Source organism: Schumannella soli, from assembly GCF_006517435.1.
Lineage (GTDB): Bacteria > Actinomycetota > Actinomycetes > Actinomycetales > Microbacteriaceae > Schumannella > Schumannella soli.
In genome coordinates, this window is the sequence record NZ_VHQG01000002.1 from 1196555 (window position 1) to 1219819 (window position 23265).

Genomic DNA, 23265 nt, shown 5'->3' on the forward strand with positions numbered 1-23265 from the left:
GGTCAGATCATACGTCATCGTCGAACAGCGCCCCTGTGGAGGGGCGCGCGACGCCGAGGTGCTGCCAGGCGGTGCGCGTGGCGACGCGTCCCCGCGGGGTGCGGGTGACCATCCCGATGCGCACCAGGAAGGGCTCGACGACGGATTCGATCGTGTCGGCCTCCTCGCCGACGGCGGCGGCGAGCGTCGTCAGCCCGACGGGGCCGCCGTCGAAGCGGGTGACGATCGCGTCGAGCACGGCGCGGTCGAGGCGGTCGAGACCGTGGGCGTCCACGTCGTAGAGCTCGAGGGCGGCGCCGACGACGGCGACGTCGGGCTCGGTGCGGTGCACGAGCGCGTAGTCGCGCACCCGACGCAGCAGCCGGTTGGCGATGCGCGGGGTTCCGCGGCTGCGCCCGGCGATCTCGGCGAGGGCCGGCGCGGGGATGTCGAGGCCGAGCTTGCCGGCGGCACGGCGCAGCACCTCCTCGAGTTCGCCATCGTCGTAGAACTCGAGGTGGGCGGTGAAGCCGAAGCGGTCGCGCAGCGGGTTCGGCAGCAGACCGGAGCGCGTCGTCGCGCCGACCAGCGTGAACGGGGCGAGATCGAGCGGGATGCTCGTCGCGCCGGCGCCCTTCCCGACCATGATGTCGATGCGGAAGTCCTCCATCGCGAGGTAGAGCATCTCCTCGGCGCTGCGCGCCATGCGGTGGATCTCGTCGATGAACAGCACCTCGCCGGGCGTGAGGCTCGACAGCAGGGCGGCGAGGTCGCCGGCGTGCTGGATGGCGGGACCGCTCGACATGCGCAGCGGCCGGTCGCCCTCGTGGGCGACGATCATCGCGAGGGTCGTCTTGCCGAGACCGGGCGGACCGGCGAGCAGGATGTGGTCGGGCGTGCGCTGCTGCAGGGTCGCGGCGGTCAGCAGCAGCTGCAGCTGGCCGCGCACCTTCGTCTGTCCCACGAATTCGGCGAGCGAGCGCGGGCGGAGCGCGCCCTCGAAGGCGAGCTCGGCCTCCGACTCCGGCTGCGGTCGCACGACCGGGTCGTCGCCGAGATCCACGTCGCGCGCGCCGTCGCGGTCGAGGTCGTCGCCGCTCATCGCTGCGGTCCCAGACGGGACAGGGCGAGGCGCAGCACCGTCGGCACCGAGCCGCGCGTGGCGTCATCCACCTCGGTCAGCACCTCGTCGACGGCCTGCGCGGCGTTCTTCTCGGGCCAGCCGAGCCCGACGAGCGCGGCCAGCACACTGTCGGCGGTGCCCCGCGGCGCGGCGGTCGTCGCTCCCCCGGCAGCGGCCGGGGCGACCGGCACGAGTTTGCCGGCGAGGCTGACGGTGATGAGCTTGGCGGTCTTCGGTCCGATGCCCGAGACCTTGCGGAACGCGGCGTCGTCCTCGGCGCCGATCGCCCGCGCGATCTCGTCGGGGCTGAGCGCCGCCAGCACGCCGAGCGCCGATTTCGGGCCGACGCCGGTGACGCCGCGCAGCAGGTCGAACACGGTGAGTTCTTCGCGGGTCGCGAAGCCGAACAGGCTGAGGTCGTCGTCGCGCACGATGAGAGCCGTGTGCACCAAAGCCTCCTGACCGAGACGCAGGCTCAGGGCGTGCTGGGGGGTGACCTGCACGGCCATGCCGACGCCGCCGACCTCGATGACGACGAGGGTTCCGGCGGCGCTGAGGACGGGTCCGCGCACGGAGGCGATCATCGGGTGGCCTTTCGGGTCGGGGCGCCGAGCCGCGACGGAGCGGCAGAACGCGGGTCGGTGCGCGCCGTGCGCTTCTCGGCGTCGCGCCAGGCGCGCTGGGCGGGGGTGAGGCCGTCCGCGGTTCCGGAGCCGCTCGCGGCGGCGGCGGAGCCGGAGGCCGACGCGACCGCCTGCCCGCTCCAGGCGTGGCAGAGCGCGAGCGCGAGGGCGTCGGCGGCGTCGGCGGGCTTGGGGATCTCGTCGAGGCGCAGCACGCGGGCGACCATCGTGCCGACCTGCGCCTTCTCGGCCGCGCCGTAGCCGGTGACGGCGGCCTTGACCTCACTCGGGGTGTGCAGTCCGACCCGCAACTCGCGTTCGGCGGCGAGGGCGAGCACGACGCCGCTGGCCTGCGCGACGCCCATCACGGTGCTGAGGTTGTGCTGCGCGAAGACCCGCTCGAGCGCCACCGCATCCGGCCGGTGCTCGTCGAGCGCGGCGCGCACGCCGACGGCGATCGCGTGGATGCGCTGCTCGAGCCGGGTGTCGGGGCTCGTGCGGATGACGCCGACGTGCACCAGGGTCGCCCGGCGATCCGGCGCGACGTCGACGATGCCGACGCCGCAGCGGGTCAGACCGGGGTCGATTCCGAGCACGCGCATGAGGGCGACGCTACGGCATCCGGTCGTACAGATGTTCGAGACTCACCGGGCGATGCCCGCACGAATGGACCCTTCGGAGACGACGAGAAGGGCGCCGCCGACCGGCAGCGCCCTTCTCGCGGAGACCGCGTCGCGCGTCAGTCGTCCGAGTCGGCGTCGAGCTCGGCCTGCACGTCGGCGTTCACCTGGATGTTGGTGTACACGTTCTGCACGTCGTCGCTGTCCTCGAGCGCGTCGATCAGACGGAAGACCTTGCGCGCCGTGTCGGCGTCGGCCTCGACCTGCAGGTTCGGCACGAACTCGGCATCGGCCGAGTCGTAGTCGATGCCCGCGCCCTGCAGCGCGGTGCGCGCGGCGACGAGGTCGGAGGGGTCGGTGAGGATCTCGAAGCCGCCGCCCTGGTCGACGACCTCCTCGGCGCCGGCCTCGAGCACGGCCTCGAGGATCGCATCCTCGGTCACGCCGTCGGCCTTGGTGACCGAGATGACGCCCTTGCGGCTGAAGTTGTAGGCGACGCTGCCGGGGTCGGCGAGCGTTCCGCCGTTGCGCGAGAACGCGGTGCGCACCTCGGCCGCGGCGCGGTTCTTGTTGTCGGTGAGGCACTCGACGTAGAACGCGACGCCGTTGGCGCCATAGCCCTCGTACATGATCGTCGTGTAGTCGATCGTCTCGCCCGTGAGACCCGCGCCGCGCTTGATGGCGCGGTCGATGTTGTCATTGGGGACCGAGGTCTTCTTGGCCTTCTGCACGGCGTCGACGAGCGTCGGGTTGCCGGAGAGGTCGGCGCCGCCGATCTTGGCGGCCACCTCGATGTTCTTGATGAGCTTGGCGAACGACTTCGCGCGGCGCTGGTCGATGACCGCCTTCTTGTGCTTGGTCGTCGCCCACTTGGAATGCCCGCTCACGGTGCTCCTTCGTCGATGGTCTGAACCCCGTCATCCTAGCGACCACGCGGTGGTGCGGCCGCCGGGGCGACCTAGGCTGGGCGGGTGAGCGCCTCCCGAGTCCGCCGTCCGCGCACGGCTCCGGTTCTGCGCGTCGGCGTCACCGCGGCGACGCTCGCCGCCTCGATTCTGCTGCTTTCCGGCTGCTCGGGCGATCCCGCCGCCGTCGCCTACGGCCGAGCGCAGTCGGTGCGGGTGACGGATGAGCGCACGAAGACCGACGCGACCGTCGCCGTCACGGTGACCGGCGTCGACGTCGCCCCGGCGGATGCGCTCGACGGCGTGGACCTCGACGCCGAGGAGCGCGCACTCACGCCCTACTTCGTGCAGTTCCGCGCGAAGCTCGCCGACGGCGACTACAGCAGCGACTTCCAGACGCCGTTCTACGACGCGTGGTCAGGCGCGGATGCGACCGGCGCGACGCTCGCGCCGCTCAGCGTCTTCGGCTCGCTGCGCTCCTGCCCGGCCTTCGGCGCCGACGAGGCGAAGGCCCTCGCGAAGGGCGAAGAGGTCGCGGCGTGCCAGATCCTGCTCGGCGAGAAGGGCGGCGTGCGCGAGCTGACCCTGCTCGAGCACTGGCGCTGGACTCCCCCGGCGAAGAAGAGCTGACACCCGCGCGGTCGACCGCTCGGCTCAGCCGACGAGCCCGTTCTCCCAGGCGAAGGCGACGACCTGCACGCGCGAGCGCAGTCCCAGCTTGGCGAGGATGCTGCCCACGTGCGTCTTCACCGTCGTCTCCTCGACGAAGGCGTCCGCGGCGATCTCGGCGTTGCTGAGTCCCTTCGCCGCGAGCAGGAAGATCTCCTTCTCGCGCGGCGAAAGCACCTGGATCAGGTCGGGCCGCGCCTCGCGCACCGGCTGCGAGAAGCGGGCGAGCAGGTCGAAGGTCGCCGCGGGTGCGATCACCGCCTGACCGGCGTGCACGGTGCGGATCGCGGCGAGCAGGAACTCGGGCTGCGCATCCTTCGTGACGAATCCGCTCGCGCCCGCGCGGATGGCGCGGGCTACCGCTTCATCGCGACGGAAGGTCGTGACGACGAGCACGCGAGGAGCCGCCCCGCCGGGCGGCACCGGCGCGGTGAGCAGGCGCTCGGTCGCGCTGAGGCCGTCGAGCACGGGCATGCGGATGTCCATGAGCACGACGTCGGGGCGGGTCGTGCTCGCGAGTTCGACCGCCTCGACGCCGGTCGCCGCGCTGCCGACGAGCTCGAGGTCGGCCTGCGACTCGAGCAGCATCGCGATCCCGTCGCAGAACAGCCGCTGGTCGTCGGCGACGAGCACGCGGATGGATGCGCTCACGCGAGAGCCCCGGGGGTGCTCGGAGATGTCGAGGAGGCCGGCCGGGACGGCGTCGACGCGACCGACGCCGCCGGCGCCGGCGCCGAGGGCGTCGGGAACGGACCGTTCGTGCCGGACGCCGCGGCCAGCTGCTCGTCGACCTCCAGTTCGCGGTAGGGGATGAACGCGGTCAGACGATGGTCGCCGCTCTCGTCGGCGCCGTCGGCGAGCCAGCCGCCGGCGAGGCGCGCGCGCTCCTGCATGCCGGTGACACCGCGTCCGCTTCCGCGGGTCTCGAGGCCGGACTGCTCCCCCTGCCCGCTCGAGACGAGCTGGATCGAGAGCCCCGGGCCGCGCCAGTCGAAGACGATCGACACCGAGCTGCCGCGGCCGCGATGCCGCAGGGCGTTGGTCAAACCCTCCTGCACGATGCGGTAGGCGGCGGCCTGCTGGGCGAGGCCGAGCGCGGCGGGTTCGCCGGCGGTGACCTGCGTCACCTCGAGGCCGGCCCCGCGCGAGCCCTCGACGAGATCGGGGAGCTGTTCGAGCGTCGGCTGCGGCGCCTCGGTGCCGTCGAGCATCCCGTCGATCATGCCCTGCACGTCGAGCAGCGCCGAACGTGCCGAACCCGCGATCGCCTCGAGCGCGTCGGCCATCGCCTGCGGCCGAGCTTCCTTGAGATACCGAGCGCCGTCGGCCTGCGCGACGATCACCGCGAGCGAGTGGGCGACCACGTCGTGCATCTCCTGGGCGAGCCGGTTGCGCTCGTCGGCGAGGCTGAGGCTCGACTCGGTCGTCTCGAGGCGGGTCTCCAGACGCGCCGCCTGTGTGAGTGCGGCGATCCGGGCCGAGTTCTCGCGGATCGCGACCCCGATGCCCCATCCGGCGGCGGCGACCGCGTTGGAGAAGAGGAAGCTCGCGACATTCGTGATCAGCCCCTGCCCGTTCCACCAGGCCGAGGACGCGACTCCCGCGGTCAGAACCGCCCCCAGGGCGATCCAGCGCAGCTGACGGTGGCGTGCGGCGACGACCCCGACTGTCAGGGCGACGGCGATGATCGCCGCGAACCATCCGACGCTCACGCTCCATCCCATCGAGATCGACATGATCACCGTGCCGAATACGGTCGACGGCGCGAGCACCGCCAGCGCCGCCACCGGATACGACCAGCTCAGCCCGGCCGCCACGCAGATGATCAGCAGCAGGATCACCGAGGTGACCCCGGAGCTGACGAGCGTGAGCGCACCGGCGATGAAGATCAGGGCTGCCGCCGTCGGCACGGCCCAGGGCTTCAGGTGATCGCGCGAGATGTACATGAGGCTCACGCTAAGCGGATCGCGGGCGCGAACTGGCACGCCGCCGACGAAATCGTCCGAAAGGCGGAGAGCGCGGATCCGTGCTCAGACGGCCGCGCGCACCTGCTCGAGGAAGCGCGCGTGGAACCGGGTCTCGCCGTCGACCTCGGGGTGGAAGGCGGTGCCGAGCAACGGGCCCTGCTCTACCGCGACGATGCGTCCGTCGGCGAGGCGGGCCAGCACATCCACCCCGGCGCCGACCTCGACGACCTCGGGGGCGCGGATGAACGTCGCCGCGACCGGCGCATCGCCGAGCGCCGGCACCGCGAGCCGGGTCTCGAAGGACTCGTTCTGCGCGCCGAAGGCGTTGCGGCGCACGGTCGCGTCGAGTCCGCCGAGCGTCTGCTGACCGGCGATCCCGTCGAGCAGGCGGTCGGCGAGCAGGATGAGACCCGCGCAGGTGCCGTAGACCGGGAGCCCGGCGGCGATGCGCTCGCGCAGCGGATCCCGCAGCGCGAAGCGCCGGGTGAGCTTGTCCATCACGCTCGATTCGCCACCCGGCAGCACGAGGCCGGCGACGTCATCCAGCTCGCTCGCGCGACGCACGAGCACGACCCCGGCGCCGAGCGCGGTCAGCACGGCCGCATGCTCGCGCACGTCGCCCTGGAGGGCGAGCACGCCGACGCGCAGTCCGGCGCCGACCGGCGCGGCACCGAGGTCGGGGGCGCTCACCAGCCGCGCTCGGCCAGGCGGTGCGGGGCGGGCAGGTCGGCGACGTTGATGCCGACCATCGCCTCGCCGAGGCCGCGCGAGGCCTCGGCGATCACGGCCGGGTCGTCGAAGAACGCCGTCGCCTTGACGATCGCGGCGGCGCGCGCGGCCGGGTCGCCCGACTTGAAGATGCCCGAGCCGACGAAGACGCCGTCGGCGCCGAGCTGCATCATGAACGCCGCATCCGCGGGAGTCGCGACGCCGCCGGCCGTGAACAGCACGACGGGCAGCTTGCCGGTCTCGGCGATCTCGACGACGAGGTCGTAGGGCGCCTGCAGCTCCTTCGCGGCGACGTAGAGCTCGTCGCGGCTCTTCGCGGCCAGCGCGCGGATCTCGCCCGTGATCGTGCGGATGTGCTTCGTCGCCTCCGACACATCCCCCGTGCCGGCCTCGCCTTTCGAGCGGATCATGGCCGCGCCCTCGGTGATGCGCCGCAGCGCCTCCCCCAGGTTGGTCGCGCCGCACACGAACGGGGTCGTGAACGGCTGCTTGTCGATGTGGTTGACGTAATCGGCGGGACTCAGCACCTCCGACTCGTCGATGTAGTCGACGCCGAGCGCCTGCAGCACCTGCGCCTCGACCTGGTGGCCGATGCGGGCCTTCGCCATGACGGGGATGCTGACGGTGGCGATGATCTGGTCGATCAGGTCGGGGTCGCTCATGCGCGCGACGCCGCCCTGGGCGCGGATGTCGGCGGGCACGCGCTCGAGCGCCATGACGGCGACGGCGCCCGCGTCTTCGGCGATGCGGGCCTGCTCGGCGGTGACGACGTCCATGATGACGCCGCCCTTCAGCATCTCGGCGAGGCCGCGCTTCACGCGGAGTCCGCCGGTCTGGGTCGTGGTGTTCTCGGTCACGAGGGGACGGTAGGTCGGGCCCCGGCCCGGGCGCGCGGGCCGACGCCGATCGACTGGACCGGCGTTCGGGCCACGGGCCGCGAAGCGGACCGCCGATCAGGCCGATCGCGATCGAGTGGACCGGCTGTTCGCACAGGGCCGCCCGTCGACCGCCTTCTCGCCGCCGCGGCCGGGCGCGCGGTGGCAGGATCGGCGGCATGAAGGTGCTGTCCATCCAGTCCGCGGTCGCCTACGGCCACGTCGGCAACTCGGCGGCGGTGTTCCCGCTGCAGCGCATCGGCGTCGAGGTGCTGCCGGTCTACACGGTCAACTTCTCGAACCACACGGGCTACGGCGCGTGGCGCGGGCCCCTGATCTCGCCCGACGACGTGCGCGAGGTCATCACCGGCATCGAGGAGCGCGGCGTCTTCGGCGAGATCGACGTGGTGCTCTCGGGCTACCAGGGCGGCGAGGGCATCGGCGAGGTCATCATCGACGCCGTGAACCGCGTGAAGGCGGCGAACCCGAGCGCGATCTACGCCTGCGACCCGGTCATGGGCAACGCCAAGTCGGGCTGTTTCGTCGCCCCCGCGATCCCGGTGCTGCTGCGCGAGCGCGTCGTGCCCGTTGCCGACATCATCACGCCCAACCAGTTCGAGCTGGGCTTCCTCACCGAGACCGAGCCCGACACGCTCGAGTCGACCCTCGCTTCCGCCGATCTCGCGCGTGCGATGGGCCCGAAGACCGTGCTCGTCACGAGCGTCGAGCGTCCGGACCGCCCCGAGGGCACGATCGAGATGCTCGCCGTCGACGATCAGGGCGCCTGGCTCGTGCAGACCCCGCACCTGCCGTTCAAGGCGAACGGCTCGGGGGATGTCACGGCCGCGCTGTTCACGGCGCACTACCGCCGCACCGGGTCGGCTGCCGAGGCCCTCGAGCTCGCCGTCTCGAGCGTCTTCGACCTGCTGCGCACGACCCACGAGTCGGGCGCGAAGGAGCTGCTGCTCGTCGAGTCGCAGGAGTTCTACGCGGACCCGCGCCGCCAGTTCACCGTCACGCAGGTGCGCTGAGGCTCAGGCCGGCCAGGCCTCGGCGAGCTCGCGACGGGCGTCGCCGAGCAGCTTCGGGATCGCCTTCGTCTGGGCGATGATCGGGAAGAAGTTCGCGTCCGACGCCCAGCGCGGCACGACGTGCTGGTGCAGGTGCGCGGCGACGCCAGCCCCGGCGACCGCGCCCTGGTTCATGCCGATGTTGAAGCCCGCCGGTCCGCTCGTCGCCCGCAGCACGCGCATCGCGGTCTGGGTGAGGTGCGTCATCTCGGCCGACTCGGCCTCCGACGTCTCGTCGTAGCCGGCGACGTGGCGGTAGGGGCAGATGAGCAGGTGCCCGCTGTTGTAGGGGAACAGGTTCATCAGCACGAAGGCGTGCTCGCCGCGGTGCACGATGAGCCCCTGCTCGTCGCTCAGCGTCGGCGCGACGCAGAACGGGCACTCGTGACTCGCGAGAACGCCGCCCGCTTCGATGTAGGCGATGCGGTGCGGCGTCCAGAGTCGCGAGAGCCCGTCGGGCACGCCGGCGAGGTCGGATGCGGGCTCGGCCTGCGGGTAGGGCGTGCCGTCGTAGTCGGTCGGCACCGCACCGGTCGGCATGGCACCCTCCGACGCCGCGCCGTCATCCGACACCGCGCCGCCGTCCGACCCCGGGGTCACGCTCAGACCTGGGCCTTCGTCTCGATGGCCTCGAGGATGCGTCGCACCGCCTCGTCGATCGGCACGCCGTTGTCCTGCGTGCCGTCGCGGAAGCGGAAGCTGACGGAGCCGCCGGCGCGATCCTGCTCGCCCGCGATCAGCTGGAACGGCACCTTCTGCTGCGTGTGCGTGCGGATCTTCTTCTGCATGCGGTCGTCGCTGGCATCCAGCTCGGCGCGCACGCCGGCCGTGCGCAGACGCGCGATGATCTCGCCGAGGTAGTCGTTGTACTCCTCGGCGATCGGGATGCCGACGACTTGCACCGGTGCGAGCCAGGCCGGGAAGGCGCCGGCGTAGTGCTCGAGCAGGATCGCGAAGAAGCGCTCGATCGAGCCGAGCAGCGCTCGGTGGATCATGACCGGCTGCTGCTTCGTGCCGTCGGATGCGGTGTACTCCAGCTCGAAGCGCTCCGGCTGGTTGAAGTCGAGCTGCACGGTCGAGAGCTGCCAGGTGCGGCCGATCGCGTCGCGTGCCTGCACCGAGATCTTCGGGCCGTAGAAGGCCGCGCCGCCCGGGTCGGCGACGAGCTCGAGGCCCGACTCCTCGGCGACCTGACGCAGGGTGTCGGTCGCCTCATCCCAGGCCTCGTCGCTGCCCACGTACTTCTCGGGGTCCTTCGTCGAGAGCTCGAGGTAGAAGTCGGTGAGTCCGTAGCCGCGCAGCGTCTCGAGCACGAACTCGAGCTGGCTGGCCACCTCGGCCTTGACCTGGTCGGGCGTGACGTAGACGTGCGCATCGTCCTGCGTGAGGCCGCGCACGCGGGTCAGTCCGGAGAGCTGACCGCTCTTCTCGTAGCGGTAGACCGTGCCGAACTCGGCGAGGCGCAGCGGCAGCTCACGGTAGCTGCGCCCGCGCGCGCGGAAGATCAGGTTGTGCATGGGGCAGTTCATGGGCTTCAGGTAGTAGTCCTGGCCCTGGCGCGTGACGTGCCCCTCGGCATCCGTCTCCTCGTCGAGGTGCATGGCCGGGAACATGCCGTCCTTGTACCACTGCAGGTGACCGCTGGTCTCGAACAGGTTCGCCTTGGTGATGTGCGGCGAGTACACCTGCTCGTAGCCGTGCGCGATGAGGCGCTCGCGCATGTAGTTCTCGATCTCGGCGCGCACGACGCCGCCCTTCGGGTGGAAGACCGCGAGGCCCGAGCCGATCTCGTCGGGGAAGGAGAAGAGGTCGAGCTCCTTGCCCAGCTTGCGGTGGTCGCGCTTCGCGGCCTCCTCGAGGCGGGTCAGGTAGGCGCGCAGCTCGTCCTTCGTCGGCCAGGCGGTGCCGTAGATGCGCTGCAGCTGCGGGTTCTTCTCGCTGCCGCGCCAGTAGGCGGCGGCCACGCGCATGAGCTTCGCGCCGTTGCCGATCATCCGGGTGCTGGGCAGGTGCGGTCCGCGGCAGAGGTCCTGCCAGTAGCGCTCGCCGGTCTTGCCGTCGACGTTCTCGTAGATCGTCAGCTCGCCCGCGCCCACTTCGACCGACTCGTTGTCGCCGCTCTCGGCGGAACCGCCCTTGAGCCCGATCAGCTCGAGCTTGTAGGGCTCGGCGGCGAGCTCGCGGCGGGCCTCGTCGTCGCTCACGACGCGGCGCACGAAGCGCTGGCCCTGGCGGATGATGCGGTCCATCTCCTTCTCGATCGCCTTGAGGTCCTCGGGCGTGAAGGGGGTGGCGACGTCGAAGTCGTAGTAGAAGCCGTCGGCGACGGGCGGGCCGATGCCGAGCTTCGCCTCGGGGTTGATCCGCTGCACGGCCTGCGCGAGCACGTGCGCGGCCGAGTGACGAAGGATGTTCAGCCCGTCTTCGGAGTCGATCGTGACGGGCTCGACGGTCTGCGTCTCGGTGACCGTCGTCGCCAGGTCCTTCAGCTCGCCGTCGACGCGCAGGGCGACGACGGAGCGGTCGGGGAAGAGGTCGAATCCGGTCTGCTCAGTCACGCCTCCCAGATTAGTGCGGCGCGGGGTGCGCGGCCGACGCCGTCGGGCGGCGTCGATGCGCTCCGCGCACGAGCCGGACGAGGGGGCGGATCACGACGTCACATCCGCGTCAACCCCTGTCGCGGATTCCCGGCGCGACCTAACCTCGCCTCGAGCGCCCGCGATGCCCTCGTCCCTCCGACTCCTCCGCACCGCGAGCAGAGAAGAGAGCCGCATGGCCGCCGACAGCTCCATCTCCCCCGACCTCCCCGTCATCCCGGTCCCGTCCGCCGAGAGCCCGGCGGCGACCTCGTGGCACCAGCTGCGCACCGCGGTCTGGATCGCGACGCGGGACGGCGAGGTGCTCGGCCGCGTCGAACACCTCGCGAACGGCTGGTTCGCGATCGCCGAGCCGAACCTCGCTCTCGGCCTGTTCGAGTGCGAGGCCGCGGCCCGCGAGGCCGTCCTCCGCGCCCCGCGTCTCGCTCCCCCGCCCGAGGCCGCGACGCGCTCGGCCGAGAGCTATGAGCAGCTCGCGACCCGGCTCGCGACCGAGCATCCGACCCTCACGCTGGGCCACATCGAGACGATCCTGACCGAGGAGCACGAGCTGCTCATCGGCATCGACCCGGCCGACATCGTGCCGCCGATCGTCGTCGAGGCGACGCTCGAGCGCGTCGAGTCGTTCGAGGCGCGTCGCCACTCCGACGTCGGCTGACGCAGAACCCAGGGCCGACGCGACGAGGCCGCCACGCCGCGCGAACGGGATGACGGCCTCGCAGCAGCGACGATCGTCGATTCGGACGACCCGCGTCAGCGACCCCAGCGGAGCGCCGCGGTCTGCACCGGCCCGTCCCACAGCTCGGTCAACTCGTCGTCGAGCTTGAGCACGGTGATCGAGAAGCCCTGCATCTCGAGCGACGTGACGTAGTTGCCGACGAGCGTGCGGCTGACCTCGATGCCTTGCTCCGCCAGCACGTGCGCCGCGCGGCGGAACGCGATGTAGAGCTCGACGAGCGGGGTGCCGCCCATGCCGTTCACGAAGAGCAGCACCTTGTCGCCCGAGGCGAAGGGCAGGTCCTCGAGGATCGGGTGCAGGATGCGGTCGACGATCTGGTCGGCCGGCTCGAGTCCGACGCGCTCGCGGCCGGGCTCGCCGTGGATGCCGATGCCGATCTCGATCTCGTCGTCGCCGATGCTGAAGCTCGGCTCCCCCGCGTGCGGCACGGTGGGCGCGGTCAGCGCGACGCCCATCGAGCGCACCTGGCCGTTGACCTTCTCGGCGATCGCGGCCACCGCATCCAGGTCGTCCCCGCGCTGCGCGGCGGCGCCGGCGATCTTCTCGATCAGCACGGTGCCGGCGACGCCGCGGCGTCCCGCCGTGTAGAGCGAGTCCTTGACCGCGACGTCGTCGTCGACGACCACGGCCCGCACCTCGATGCCCTCCGCAAGCGCCAGGTCGGCGGCCGTCTCGAAGTTGAGCACGTCGCCCGTGTAGTTCTTCACGATGTGCAGCACGCCCTTGCCGCCGTCGACCGCCTTCGTCGCCGCGACGATCGGATCGGGCGTCGGCGAGGTGAAGACGGGGCCGGGAACCGCGGCGTCGAGCATGCCGTAGCCGACGAATCCGCCGTGCAGCGGCTCGTGGCCGCTGCCGCCGCCGGAGACGAGGCCGACCTTGCCCTGCACCGGCGCATCCGCCCGCACGATGTGGGCGGGATCGGCGACGACGGTGACGAGGCCGGGATGTGCGAGCGCGACGCCCTCGAGGGCCTCGGCGACGACGTTCTTGGGGTCGTTGATGAGCTTCTTCATGAACTCGGGTCCTCTCGCGACCGACGCCGACGCTGGCCGGGATCGGGGGCGATCCCCATCGGTCCGAGGCCGAATCTACGCGCGGCCGACACGCGCGGGGAAGACGCCCGCGCGCATCATGAGAATCCGTTCACCCGGCGGTCGTCGCGGCGACCCACGCGTCCAGCTTCGCCGTCGCGCTGCCGTCGTCGATCACGGCGGCGGCATCCGCGATGCGGGCGCGGAAGCGGGCGCGGATGTCGAGCTCGGCCTGGGTGTGATCGCGCGCGAGATCCCAGGCGACGAGACCCGCCGCGGCGTTGAGCAGCACGATGTCGCGCACCGCGCCCTCCTCGCCCGCGAGCGTCGCCCGCACGACGTCGGCGTTGTGCTGGGGCGAGCCGCCGCGCAGGTCGTCGATCTTCGCGCGGCGGATGCCGAGGTCGGCCGGGTCGAGGTCGTGCTCGGTGACGGAGCCGCGGCTGACCTCCCAGAGGTGGCTGTGGCCCGTCGTCGTCAGCTCGTCGAGGCCGTCGTCGCCGCGGAACACGAGCGCCGTCGCGCCGCGGGTCTGGAAGACGCCGACGAACAGCGGCACCTTCTCGAGGCTCGACACGCCGACGGCCGAGGCCTCCGGACGCGCCGGGTTCACGAGCGGGCCGAGGAAGTTGAACACGGTCGGGATGCCGAGGTCGGCGCGCACCGGCGCCGCGTGCCGGAACCCCGGGTGGAACAGCGACGCGAAGGCGAAGGTGATGCCGCTCGACTCGAGCACCGCCGCGACCTTCTCCGGCGGGATGGTGAGGTCGAGACCGAGCGCCGTCAGCACGTCGGAGGAGCCGGACGCGGACGACGCCGCACGGTTGCCGTGCTTGATCACGCGGGCGCCGGCGGCCGCGCAGACGATCGACGACATCGTCGACACGTTCACCGTGCGGAAGCGGTCCCCTCCCGTGCCGACGATGTCCAGAGCCATCGGATCGACGGTCAGCGGCAGGGCGTTCTCGAGGATCGCGTCGCGGAAGCCGACCACCTCATCCACCGTCTCGCCCTTCGCGCGCAGGGCGATGAGGAAGGCCGCGAGCTGAGCCGGAGTGGCCTGACCGGCCACGATCTCGCCCATCGCCCACGCGGACTCGGAGATCGTGAGGTGCTCCCCCTCGAGGAGTCGCGTCAGCAGTTCCGGCCAGGTCGGGGAGGTCGCCATGCCGAAATCGTATCGACGACGGCGACACCCGCCCCTCCGTGCGTTCTGGGCACTCTCACATGGGGCCATAATGGAGTCGTGAGCACTGCGACATCACTCCCTAGGACACCTGTGGTCGTCAACCGGCCGAACGTCACGTCGGTGGGAGTCATCGTGTGGCTCGGCAGCGAGGTCATGTTCTTCGCCGGCCTCTTCGCGATCTACTTCACGCTCCGCTCGGTCTCGCCCGAGCTGTGGGCCGACCAGTCGTCGAAGCTCGACCTGCCGTACTCGCTGACGAACACGATCATCCTCGTGCTGTCGTCGTTCGCCTGCCAGTTCGGCGTCTTCGCCGCCGAGCGTCTCCAGCCCCGTCGCACGAGCTGGAACCCGCGTCACTGGGGCCTCGTCGAGTGGTTCTTCGTGACCTTCGCGATGGGCGCCGTCTTCGTCATCGGTCAGATCTACGAGTACGCGAACCTCGTCACCGAGGGCGTCGGATTCCAGTCCGACTCCTACGGCTCGGCGTTCTACCTCACGACCGGCTTCCACGGCCTGCACGTCACGGGCGGCCTCCTCGCCTTCCTGTTCGTGATCGGCCGCACCTTCGCCGTCAAGAAGTTCACGCACCGCGAGGCGACGACCGCGATCACCGTGTCGTACTACTGGCACTTCGTCGACGTGGTCTGGATCGGCCTGTTCCTCGTCATCTACGTGCTGAGATGACCGACCCCGCCCCGACGACGAACCCACGAGACAGATCGGACACCTCGCAGCGCATGGCGAAGTCAGCATCCAGCCCCCGCACCAGCCGTTCGGCCCGCCGCACCCGCACCGGGCGCCGCTCGCCGCTCGCCTCGGTCGCCCTGCTCGTCATCGGCCTCATGGCCACGGGCGGCGCCTACGCCGCGTTCACCTCGGCGGCCAGCGCTGAAGACAACGGCAGCGCGAACATCGCGGACGCCGACGCGAAGAACGGCGAGAAGCTGTTCCAGGCGAACTGCGCCACCTGCCACGGCACCAACGGCGAGGGCACCAACCAGGCCCCGACGCTGCTCGGCGTCGGCGCGGCCTCGGTCGACTTCCAGGTCGGCACCGGCCGCATGCCGATGGCCGTTCAGGGACCGCAGGCCGAGCGCAAGCCCCCGCAGTTCACCGATGCGCAGGTCAAGGACCTCGCCGCCTACGTCGCCTCCCTCGCCCCCGGCCCGGAGATCCCCGCCGACGAGTACCTCACGGGCAAGGGCGACGTCACCGAGGGCGCCGAGCTCTTCCGCATCAACTGCGCCATGTGCCACAACGTCTCCGGTGCCGGCGGCGCGCTGACCGAGGGCAAGTTCGCGCCGAGCCTCAAGGGCGTCAGCGCCGCGCACATCTACGAGGCCATGCTCACCGGCCCGCAGAACATGCCGGTCTTCAACGACCAGAACATCTCCCCCGAGGACAAGGCGAACGTCATCGCCTACCTGACCTACCTCGATGACCACGCCTCGCCCGGCGGTCTCGACCTCGGCGACCTGGGCCCGGTGTCGGAGGGTCTGTTCGTCTGGATCTTCGCCCTCGGCTCGATCGTCGCGATCACCGTCTGGCTGACGGCGAAGTCCAACTAAGTCGCCTCGGCGCGAGAAACACAGCGAGAGGAACCTCATGGCAGACCATGGCAGCGCCGACACCGGCAACGCCGTCGAGATCATCGCGACGGACCCGGGTCCGCGCAGTGCTGCCGTCGTGCCGACCGACCGTCCGCAGAACCCCGGCTTCCCGCCGGAGCGGAAGCGCGTCGCCGACCTCGACCCCGCCAAGGAGAAGCAGCAGGAGCGCCGCGTCGTCGCCTGGTTCGTCGTGGGCATCATCGGCGCCGTCGGCGCCGTGGCCGCCTACGTGGCCTTCCCGCTCGACACCCGCGGATCCATCGACCCGTCCGAGACGCGCATCGTCACGCTGCTGATCGGCCTCGGCATCGCCCTCGGCCTCTTCGGCATCGGCTTCGGCGCGGTTCACTGGGCCAAGTCGCTCATGCACGGTCACGACCTGGTCGAGATGCGGCACCCCACCCGCGGCAGCGAGGAGACCCGCGCCAAGGCGGTCGCCGTCTTCACCGCCGGCAACGAGGAGTCGGGCTTCTCGCGCCGCAAGGCGATCGTCGGCACGCTGATCGGCGCCCTCGTCGCGTTCCCGCTCCCCGGCATCGTGCTCTTCCGCGGCCTCGCGCCGAAGGAGGACGCCAACGACGTGCTCCGCCACACCATGTGGAAGAAGGGCACGCGTCTGACCCGCGACCCCTCCGGCACGCCCATCAAGGCCTCCGAGGTCACCCTGGGATCGGCGTTCCACGTCATCCCCGAGGGCCTCAACGACTCCGAGCACAAGCTCGAGGAGAAGGCCAAGGCCGCGGTTCTGCTCATGCGCCTCAAGCCCGAAGACCTCCACGTCTCGAAGGGCAAGGAGAACTGGAGCTACGACGGCATCGTCGCCTACTCCAAGATCTGCACGCACGTCGGCTGCCCTGTGGCGCTGTACGAGCAGCAGACCCACCACCTGCTGTGCCCGTGCCACCAGTCGCAGTTCGACATCACCCGCGAAGCCGAGGTGATCTTCGGACCGGCCAAGCGCCCGCTGCCGCAGCTTCCCATCTACGTCGACGACGAGGGCTACCTCCGCGCGCGGAGCGACTTCCACGAGCCCGTCGGCCCCAGCTTCTGGGAGCGTGAGCACTGATGTCCACCACCACCGCACCGGCGCCGAACGAACAGGCGACTCGCGGAACCCGCTTCACCAGCTGGGCCGCGAACTACGTCGATGAGCGCACGAGCATGTCGGGCCTCGTTAAGGAGCTCGGCCGCAAGATCTTCCCCGACCACTGGTCGTTCATGCTCGGCGAGGTCGCGCTCTACAGCTTCGTCGTCATCCTGCTCTCGGGCTCGTTCCTGACGTTCTTCTTCCAGGCCTCCATGGCCGAGGTCGAGTACGACGGCTCCTACGTCCCCCTCAAGGGCCTGGAGATGTCGGCCGCCATGCAGTCGACGCTGAACATCAGCTTCGACCTGCGCGGCGGACTCCTGATCCGTCAGATCCACCACTGGGCTGCACTGCTGTTCGTGGCCTCGATCGGCCTGCACATGCTGCGCGTGTTCTTCACGGGCGCGTTCCGCAAGCCGCGCGAGGTCAACTGGCTGGTCGGATTCCTGCTCTTCGTGCTGGCGATGGCCGAGGGCTTCACCGGCTACTCGCTGCCGGATGATCTGCTCTCGGGCAACGGCCTCCGCATCATCGACGGCATGGTCAAGGGCGTCCCGTTCTTCGGAACCTGGATCTCGTACCTGCTGTTCGGTGGGGAGTTCCCGGGCACCCAGATCGTGGGCCGCCTGTACACGCTGCACATCCTGCTGCTGCCGGCGATCCTCGTCGCCCTGCTCGGCGTGCACATGCTGCTGCTCATCGTCAACAAGCACACCCAGTTCGCCGGCCCCGGCCGGACGAACGACAACGTGGTCGGATCGCCGATCATGCCGGTGTTCGCCGCGAAGGCGGGTGGGTTCTTCTTCATCGTCTTCGGCGTCATCGCGCTCGTCGCGGCCACCGTCACGATCAACCCGATCTGGGCCTACGGACCGTACGACCCCTCCCCCGTCTCCGCCGGCACGCAGCCGGACTGGTACATCGGCTTCGCGGACGGCGCGCTGCGTCTGATCCCGCCGGGCTGGGAGCTCATGCTCGGGCCGTACACCCTGTCGCTGAACATCCTCGTGCCGATCCTGGTGCTGCTGGTGTTCCTCGCGGTCGTCGCCGTCTACCCCTTCGTGGAGGCGTGGATCACCAACGACAAGCGCGAGCACCACATCGCCGACCGTCCGCGCAACGCCCCGACCCGCACCGCCATCGGCGCCGCCGGTGTCACGTTCTACGCGGGCCTGTGGTCGGCGGCGAGCTCGGACCTCATCGCGACGCACTTCAAGCTCTCGATCGAGAGCGTGACGCACGTCATCCAGGCGGTGACGATCCTCGGGCCGATCGTGGCGTTCTTCGTGACCAAGCGCATCTGCCTGGCCCTGCAGAAGAAGGACCGCGAGATCGCCCTGCACGGCTTCGAATCGGGACGCATCGTGCGTCTGCCCGGTGGCGAGTACATCGAGGTGCACGAGCAGCTCTCCGAGTACGAGCGCTGGCGCCTGGTGAGCTTCGAGGAGTACCACCCCGTGATGGTGCGCCCGGATGCCCGCGGCCGCATCACTCAGCGGGCGAAGCTCCGCGCCTCGCTCTCGAGCTGGTTCTTCGAGGACCGCATCGCTCCGGTGACGCAGAAGGAGCTCGAGTCGAGCTCGCACGGTCACCACTGAGCCGAACCGCCTCGAAGGGGCCCGTCGTCCACGTGACGACGGGCCCCTTCGCTGTTGCCGCATCGTGCACGGCAGTCCGGCGATGGGCGGCCCGCTCCACCCGCTCGCGGCCTAGTCTCGAGGGATGCATCCGCCGCTGGAGCCCTTCGCCGTCGGACACCTCGCGCGACCTGACGGCAGCTCGCTCTACTGGGAGACCAGCGGCGCCGTCGACGGCGTCCCCGTGCTCTACCTGCACGGCGGCCCCGGCGGCGGACTGGGTCTCGGCGGCTACCGACGTCGCGCCGCTCCGACACGGCACCTCATCGTCGGACTTGATCAGCGCGGCTGCGGCCGCTCGACCCCCTGGGCGATCGACGATCTCGAGCAACTCGACCGGCTCACGACGGGCACGCTGATCGCCGACATCGAGGCCCTGCGCGAGCACCTCGGTGTCGAGCGCTGGCTCGTGCACGGCGTCTCCTGGGGTTCGACGCTCGCCCTCGCGTACGCCCTCGAGCATCCGGATCGCGTGAGCGCCCTCGTCCTCGTGGCGATCACCACCGGAAGCCGGCGCGAGATCGATTGGATCACGGACGGCGTCGGACGCGTCTTCCCCGAGCGCTGGCGGGAGTTCGACGCGCTGGGACGCCGCCTGGCGCCCGACGCTGGTGAGCGCCCGGTGGAGCGCTACGCGGGAGCGCTGCGGGACCCCGACCCTGCGGTGCGCGAGAGCGCCGCCGAAGGCTGGGACACGTGGGAATCGACCCACATCTCACTCGACCCGCACTGGCAGCCAGGTCCCTACCGCGCGGAGGCCCGCGATCGCCGCAACTTCGCGACCCTGGTCACGCACTTCTGGGCCCACGACTGCTTCCTCGCCGGCGATCGTGCCGTGCTCGAGCGCGCCGCGGAACTCGGAGACCTGCACGGAGTGCTCATCCATGGCCGTCGCGACGTCAGCGGGCCGGCGGAGACCGCGTGGGAACTCGCACGGCGCTGGCCGGGCGCGCGGCTCCAGGTCGTCGAGCACGAGGGCCACGGAGGGCCCGACAGCATGGAGCTCGCATCGGCGGCGATCGACGCCCTGACGCTGCACCGCCCCTGAGCGTCCTGGCGCGCGGAGCGCCGCCCAAGATGGTCTCGTGCGCACCACGGTGACGCCTGTCGCGCTCGGGAGACGACGAAGGGCGACGGTTCCGAAGAACCGCCGCCCTCGAGAGCGTGTGGCCGCGAAGTCAGTCGAAGATGCGCCGCATGTACTCGGCGTTCTGCTGGTAGCCCAGGCGGTCGTAGAAGCCGCCGGCACGACGGCTGGCGACCGTCAGCTGGTGCACCTTGCGCTCGACGCAGACCTGCTCGACGGCGCGGACGAGCTGCGTGCCGAAGTCGAGGCCGCGCGCGTCCTGGTCGACGACGATCTCCTGCAGCTGGGCGGAGAGTCCGTTCGTCGCCAGCAGCGGCACGATCGTGGTCAACGCGTACCCGCGCACCGCACCCGCGTCATCCTCGGCGAGCAGCAGGAGCACGCTGGGCTCCTCCCCCGCGAGGTACGAGGCGAAGATCGCGTCGAAAGCCGAGCGCTGAGGTTCGATCGCGTGACCGAGCTGCTGCACGAGCGCGAAGAGCGCATCGGCGTCGTCGGGGCGTGCGGCGCGGATCATCAGCGGGCGAAGTTCCCGCGCACGTACTCGAACTGCCAGCCCACGACGCCGATCAGCACGATCGGGGCGCCGATGATGGCGATCCAGACGCCGACCGCGAGACCGAGGAACATCAGACCGAGGCCGAAGGTGAGCACGAGCGGCCACCAGCTCCAGGGGCTGAAGTGACCCTGCTCGGCGTCGCCGTCGTCGATCGTCGCGTCGGAGCGGTCCTCGGGCAGCTCGCCGCCCTGGGCCTTGATCGCGAGGCGCAGGTAGAACTGCAGGAAGAACGACAGGATCGCGCCGAGGCCGATGCCGACCGAGCCGACCCACTCGACCTTGCCGGTGCCCGTGACAGCGGAGATGAACCCGCCGATGTCGGTGCCGGCCGGGATCGTGGCCGAGTCGATCATGTGCCAGATGATGTAGGCCGCATCCGCCGCCAGGAAGAAGAAGAAGAGAAGCAGGAACAGGTTCGCATTGACCTTCATGGCTTACTTCACCTCTCCTTTCGCGACGTCGAGCACGGGCGCCTCCGGCGCATCCTTGGCGGGTCCGATGCCGATCGGGATGCCGGCCTCGGGGTGGTGCAGGTCGAACGCCGGGGACTCCGAGCGGATGCGCGGGATCGACGTGAAGTTGTGGCGCGGCGGCGGGCACGACGTCGCCCACTCGAGCGACCGCGAGTAGCCCCACGGGTCGTCGACGGTCACCTTCGGCGCCTTGCGGGCCGTGATGTAGACGTTGTAGAGGAACGGCAGCAGCGAGATGCCGAGGATGATCGCACCCACGGTCGACAGCTGGTTCATCCATGTGATGTTGTCTTCGGCGCGGTACTGCGCGTAACGACGCGGCATGTTCATGACGCCCAGCCAGTGCTGGATGAGGAACGTGGTGTGGAAGCCGATGAACAGCAGCCAGAAGTGGATCTTGCCGAGGCGCTCGTTGAGCATCTTGCCGGTCCATTTCGGCCACCAGAAGTAGAAGCCGCTGAACATGGCGAACACGACGGTGCCGAAGACGACGTAGTGGAAGTGCGCGACGACGAAGTAGCTGTCGGAGAGCGCGAAGTCGAGCGGCGGCGACGCGAGGATGACGCCGGTCAGACCACCGAAGGTGAAGGTGATCAGGAAGCCGATCGCCCACAGCATCGGGGTCTCGAAGGTGACCGAGCCGCGCCACATGGTGCCGATCCAGTTGAAGATCTTGATGCCGGTCGGCACCGCGATCAGCATGGTCAGCAGGGCGAAGAACGGCAGCAGGACCGAGCCGGTGACGTACATGTGGTGCGCCCACACGGTGACCGACAGGGCCGCGATCGCGATCGTGGCGTAGATGAGGGTCTTGTAGCCGAAGATCGGCTTGCGGCTGAAGACCGGGAAGACCTCGGAGACGATGCCGAAGAACGGCAACGCGATGATGTAGACCTCGGGGTGGCCGAAGAACCAGAACAGGTGCTGCCAGAGTATGGCGCCGCCGTTGGCTGGATCGAGCAGGTGCGCTTCGAACACCCGGTCGGCGCCGAGGGCGAAGAGGCCGGCGGCGAGCACCGGGAAGGCGAGCAGCACCAGGATCGACGTGACGAGCACGTTCCAGGTGAAGATCGGCATGCGGAACATGGTCATGCCGGGCGCGCGCATCGTGATGATCGTCGTGATGAAGTTCACCGCGCCGAGGATCGTGCCGAAACCGGTCATGGCGAGGCCGAAGACCCAGAGGTTGCCGCCGTAGCCGGGTGAGAACGTCGTCGACGAGAGCGGCGTGTAGGCGAACCAGCCGAAGCTCGCGGCGCCCTGCGGGGTGAAGAACCCACCGACGGCGATGATCGAGCCGAAGAGGTAGAGCCAGTAGGCGAAGGCGTTCAGACGCGGGAACGCCACGTCGGGAGCCCCGATCTGCAACGGCATCGCCACGTTCGCGAAGCCCGAGAACAGCGGGGTCGCGAACATCAGCAGCATGATCGTGCCGTGCATCGTGAAGAGCTGGTTGTACTGCTCGCGGGTCGACAGCAGGTCGAGGCCCGGCGTGAACAGCTCAGCGCGGATGACCAGAGCCATCACGCCGCCGATGAGGAAGAACAGGAACGACGTGATCAGGTAGAGGTACCCGATCGTCTTGTGGTCGGTGGTGGTGAGCCACTTGACGATGACGTTGCCCTTGCGCTCACGCAGGATCTCGCGGCGGTTGCCGATCTGCGCGCTGCCGCCCGTCGGGGCGGTCGTCGTGCTCGGAGGAGTCGCGGTGGTGGTCATGGTCTCAGCCCTCCACGCTGGTGGTGCTCGTGCCGTTGCCCGGCAGGTTCGTGTTGGCGTTCAGGTCCTCGCCGATCGGACCCGTGTTGCCGGCGTCCTCGAGCTTCTTCATCTGCGCGTCGTACTCATCCTGCGAGACGACGGCGACCTTGAACAGCATGAGCGAGTGGTATTCGCCGCAGAGCTCGGCGCACTTGCCCTGGTACACGCCCTCCTTGAGCGGCGTGAAGTACATGTGGTTCGTCTTCGCCGGGATCATGTCCTTCTTGTAGAGGAACTCGATCACCCAGAACGAGTGGATGACATCGCGCGACTTGATGTCGATCTCGATCTTCTTGTCGACCGGCAGGTAGAGCGTCGGGATCGAGTCCTCGATGATCTCGCCCTTGCTGTCGACCTGCGTCTGGATCGACTGCTTGTACGTGTTCGACGTGTCGTACTGGAAGTCCCAGGCCCAGCGCTTGCCGTAGACCGTGATCTTGTAGTCGGGGTCGACCTTCTTCTCGATCTCGGCCTGGTCGCGCGCGGTGAAGGCGAAGAAGCCGAGCACGAGGATCAGCGGCACGATCGTGTAGAAGATCTCGACCGGCATGTTGTAGCGCAGCTGCACCGGGAGGCCGGTCTGGCCCTTGCGGCGGCGGTACGCCACGGCGGCCCAGATGATGAGGCCCCAGGTGATGATGCCGACGATCAGCAGCACGATCCACGAGGTGGTCCAGAGACCGATGACACGGTCGGTGTGGTTCGTCACACCCTCGGCCGGGGGAAGGAATCCGCGCAGCTGTGCGTCGGTGCAGCCGGCCAGGATCGCGGTGACCGCGACGCCGATGGGGAGGATGGCCCAGCGGGCCAGACGACTGCGGCGTTGTGAGCGCACGGCGAACCTCTCGGTGGAATAGCGGGTGTTACAGAGCGAGTCTATAACCGCGAAAGGGCGCCGACTTCGCGTCGGCGCCCTTCGAGGACGTGTCGTG

24 protein-coding genes are annotated in these 23265 nt (G+C 70.0%); 8 read left to right on the top strand and 16 right to left on the bottom strand.

Annotation, left to right across the window (positions count from 1 at the left end; all coding sequences use genetic code 11):
• Positions 1-7: 7 nt before the first annotated feature.
• The 4 genes from ruvB to FJ657_RS11260 form a co-directional block, all read right to left on the bottom strand.
• Complete coding sequence (gene ruvB, locus FJ657_RS11245) at positions 8-1081, bottom strand: Holliday junction branch migration DNA helicase RuvB (protein WP_141163703.1); 1074 nt, start codon at positions 1079-1081, stop codon at positions 8-10.
• Positions 1078-1686, bottom strand: a complete 609-nt coding sequence (gene ruvA, locus FJ657_RS11250) for a Holliday junction branch migration protein RuvA (protein ID WP_141163704.1) — start codon at positions 1684-1686, stop codon at positions 1078-1080. The genes ruvB and ruvA overlap by 4 nt, the downstream gene beginning before the upstream one ends.
• On the bottom strand, positions 1683-2327 hold the full coding sequence (gene ruvC, locus FJ657_RS11255) for a crossover junction endodeoxyribonuclease RuvC (protein WP_141163705.1): 645 nt from the start codon (positions 2325-2327) through the stop codon (positions 1683-1685). Before ruvC ends, ruvA begins: the two co-directional genes overlap by 4 nt.
• Before the next feature lie 137 nt (positions 2328-2464).
• Positions 2465-3232, bottom strand: a complete 768-nt coding sequence (locus tag FJ657_RS11260; protein ID WP_141163706.1) for a YebC/PmpR family DNA-binding transcriptional regulator — start codon at positions 3230-3232, stop codon at positions 2465-2467.
• 84 nt (positions 3233-3316) lie between these two features.
• Between FJ657_RS11260 and FJ657_RS11265 the strand changes: the two genes are divergently transcribed.
• The gene (locus FJ657_RS11265; RefSeq protein WP_141163707.1) at positions 3317-3880 is read left to right on the top strand and encodes a hypothetical protein; all 564 of its coding nucleotides are present in this window, start codon (positions 3317-3319) and stop codon (positions 3878-3880) included.
• 24 nt (positions 3881-3904) lie between these two features.
• On the opposite strand, the gene FJ657_RS11270 is transcribed toward FJ657_RS11265, so the two are convergent.
• The 4 genes from FJ657_RS11270 to pdxS form a co-directional block, all read right to left on the bottom strand.
• Positions 3905-4570: a response regulator gene (locus FJ657_RS11270; protein ID WP_219995897.1), complete on the bottom strand. Its 666-nt coding sequence runs from the start codon at positions 4568-4570 to the stop codon at positions 3905-3907.
• Entirely contained in the window at positions 4567-5865 is a 1299-nt protein-coding gene (locus FJ657_RS11275) for a histidine kinase (RefSeq protein ID WP_141163708.1), read from the bottom strand. Before FJ657_RS11275 ends, FJ657_RS11270 begins: the two co-directional genes overlap by 4 nt.
• An 84-nt stretch (positions 5866-5949) precedes the next feature.
• A complete protein-coding gene (gene pdxT / locus FJ657_RS17080) occupies positions 5950-6576 on the bottom strand; it encodes a pyridoxal 5'-phosphate synthase glutaminase subunit PdxT (protein ID WP_255447272.1) in 627 nt (208 codons plus the stop codon).
• Positions 6573-7472 carry a pyridoxal 5'-phosphate synthase lyase subunit PdxS gene (gene pdxS / locus FJ657_RS17085; RefSeq protein ID WP_181408945.1) on the bottom strand — a complete coding sequence of 300 codons (900 nt, stop codon included), beginning with the start codon at positions 7470-7472 and terminating at the stop codon, positions 6573-6575. The genes pdxT and pdxS overlap by 4 nt, the downstream gene beginning before the upstream one ends.
• Before the next feature lie 197 nt (positions 7473-7669).
• Between pdxS and pdxY the strand changes: the two genes are divergently transcribed.
• Positions 7670-8521: a pyridoxal kinase PdxY gene (gene pdxY / locus FJ657_RS11285; RefSeq protein ID WP_141163709.1), complete on the top strand. Its 852-nt coding sequence runs from the start codon at positions 7670-7672 to the stop codon at positions 8519-8521.
• A 3-nt stretch (positions 8522-8524) separates the two neighbouring features.
• Here the strand turns inward: pdxY and FJ657_RS11290 are convergent, their stop codons facing one another.
• Both FJ657_RS11290 and thrS read right to left on the bottom strand, forming a co-directional pair.
• Positions 8525-9100 carry an HIT family protein gene (locus FJ657_RS11290; RefSeq protein WP_141163710.1) on the bottom strand — a complete coding sequence of 192 codons (576 nt, stop codon included), beginning with the start codon at positions 9098-9100 and terminating at the stop codon, positions 8525-8527.
• A gap of 62 nt (positions 9101-9162) precedes the next feature.
• Positions 9163-11118: a threonine--tRNA ligase gene (gene thrS, locus FJ657_RS11295; RefSeq protein WP_141163711.1), complete on the bottom strand. Its 1956-nt coding sequence runs from the start codon at positions 11116-11118 to the stop codon at positions 9163-9165.
• Between the two features lie 214 nt (positions 11119-11332).
• On the opposite strand from thrS, the gene FJ657_RS11300 reads away from it, so the two are divergent.
• The gene (locus tag FJ657_RS11300) at positions 11333-11815 is read left to right on the top strand and encodes a hypothetical protein (protein ID WP_141163712.1); all 483 of its coding nucleotides are present in this window, start codon (positions 11333-11335) and stop codon (positions 11813-11815) included.
• Between the two features lie 95 nt (positions 11816-11910).
• On the opposite strand, the gene dhaK is transcribed toward FJ657_RS11300, so the two are convergent.
• Positions 11911-12912 (bottom strand): dihydroxyacetone kinase subunit DhaK, encoded by a 1002-nt coding sequence (gene dhaK, locus FJ657_RS11305; RefSeq protein WP_141163713.1) that lies wholly within the window; start codon positions 12910-12912, stop codon positions 11911-11913.
• A gap of 130 nt (positions 12913-13042) precedes the next feature.
• Positions 13043-14098: an anthranilate phosphoribosyltransferase gene (gene trpD, locus FJ657_RS11310; RefSeq protein WP_141163714.1), complete on the bottom strand. Its 1056-nt coding sequence runs from the start codon at positions 14096-14098 to the stop codon at positions 13043-13045.
• A 78-nt stretch (positions 14099-14176) separates the two neighbouring features.
• Between trpD and ctaE the strand changes: the two genes are divergently transcribed.
• From ctaE to FJ657_RS11335, 5 genes are all read left to right on the top strand, one after another.
• Positions 14177-14803 (top strand): aa3-type cytochrome oxidase subunit III, encoded by a 627-nt coding sequence (gene ctaE / locus FJ657_RS11315; protein WP_141163715.1) that lies wholly within the window; start codon positions 14177-14179, stop codon positions 14801-14803.
• Between the two features lie 53 nt (positions 14804-14856).
• Positions 14857-15687: a cytochrome bc1 complex diheme cytochrome c subunit gene (gene qcrC / locus FJ657_RS11320; RefSeq protein ID WP_141163716.1), complete on the top strand. Its 831-nt coding sequence runs from the start codon at positions 14857-14859 to the stop codon at positions 15685-15687.
• Positions 15688-15724: 37 nt separating this feature from the next.
• Positions 15725-16795: a cytochrome bc1 complex Rieske iron-sulfur subunit gene (gene qcrA / locus FJ657_RS11325; RefSeq protein WP_141163717.1), complete on the top strand. Its 1071-nt coding sequence runs from the start codon at positions 15725-15727 to the stop codon at positions 16793-16795.
• Complete coding sequence (gene qcrB / locus FJ657_RS11330) at positions 16795-18414, top strand: cytochrome bc1 complex cytochrome b subunit (RefSeq protein ID WP_141163718.1); 1620 nt, start codon at positions 16795-16797, stop codon at positions 18412-18414. The genes qcrA and qcrB overlap by 1 nt, the downstream gene beginning before the upstream one ends.
• 124 nt (positions 18415-18538) lie before the next feature.
• Positions 18539-19501: an alpha/beta fold hydrolase gene (locus tag FJ657_RS11335; RefSeq protein ID WP_141163719.1), complete on the top strand. Its 963-nt coding sequence runs from the start codon at positions 18539-18541 to the stop codon at positions 19499-19501.
• A gap of 130 nt (positions 19502-19631) precedes the next feature.
• Here FJ657_RS11335 and FJ657_RS11340 read toward each other — a convergent pair whose 3' ends face one another.
• From FJ657_RS11340 to ctaC, 4 genes are read right to left on the bottom strand one after another with little or no spacing between them, the layout of a single operon-like run.
• Entirely contained in the window at positions 19632-20057 is a 426-nt protein-coding gene (locus FJ657_RS11340) for a GNAT family N-acetyltransferase (protein WP_141163720.1), read from the bottom strand.
• Positions 20057-20530, bottom strand: coding sequence for an aa3-type cytochrome oxidase subunit IV (gene ctaF / locus FJ657_RS11345; RefSeq protein ID WP_141163721.1), 474 nt, complete (start codon positions 20528-20530; stop codon positions 20057-20059). The genes FJ657_RS11340 and ctaF overlap by 1 nt, the downstream gene beginning before the upstream one ends.
• Before the next feature lie 3 nt (positions 20531-20533).
• Entirely contained in the window at positions 20534-22291 is a 1758-nt protein-coding gene (gene ctaD, locus FJ657_RS11350; protein WP_141163722.1) for an aa3-type cytochrome oxidase subunit I, read from the bottom strand.
• A 4-nt stretch (positions 22292-22295) separates the two neighbouring features.
• On the bottom strand, positions 22296-23168 hold the full coding sequence (ctaC, locus tag FJ657_RS11355) for an aa3-type cytochrome oxidase subunit II (protein ID WP_141163723.1): 873 nt from the start codon (positions 23166-23168) through the stop codon (positions 22296-22298).
• Positions 23169-23265 lie beyond the last annotated feature (97 nt).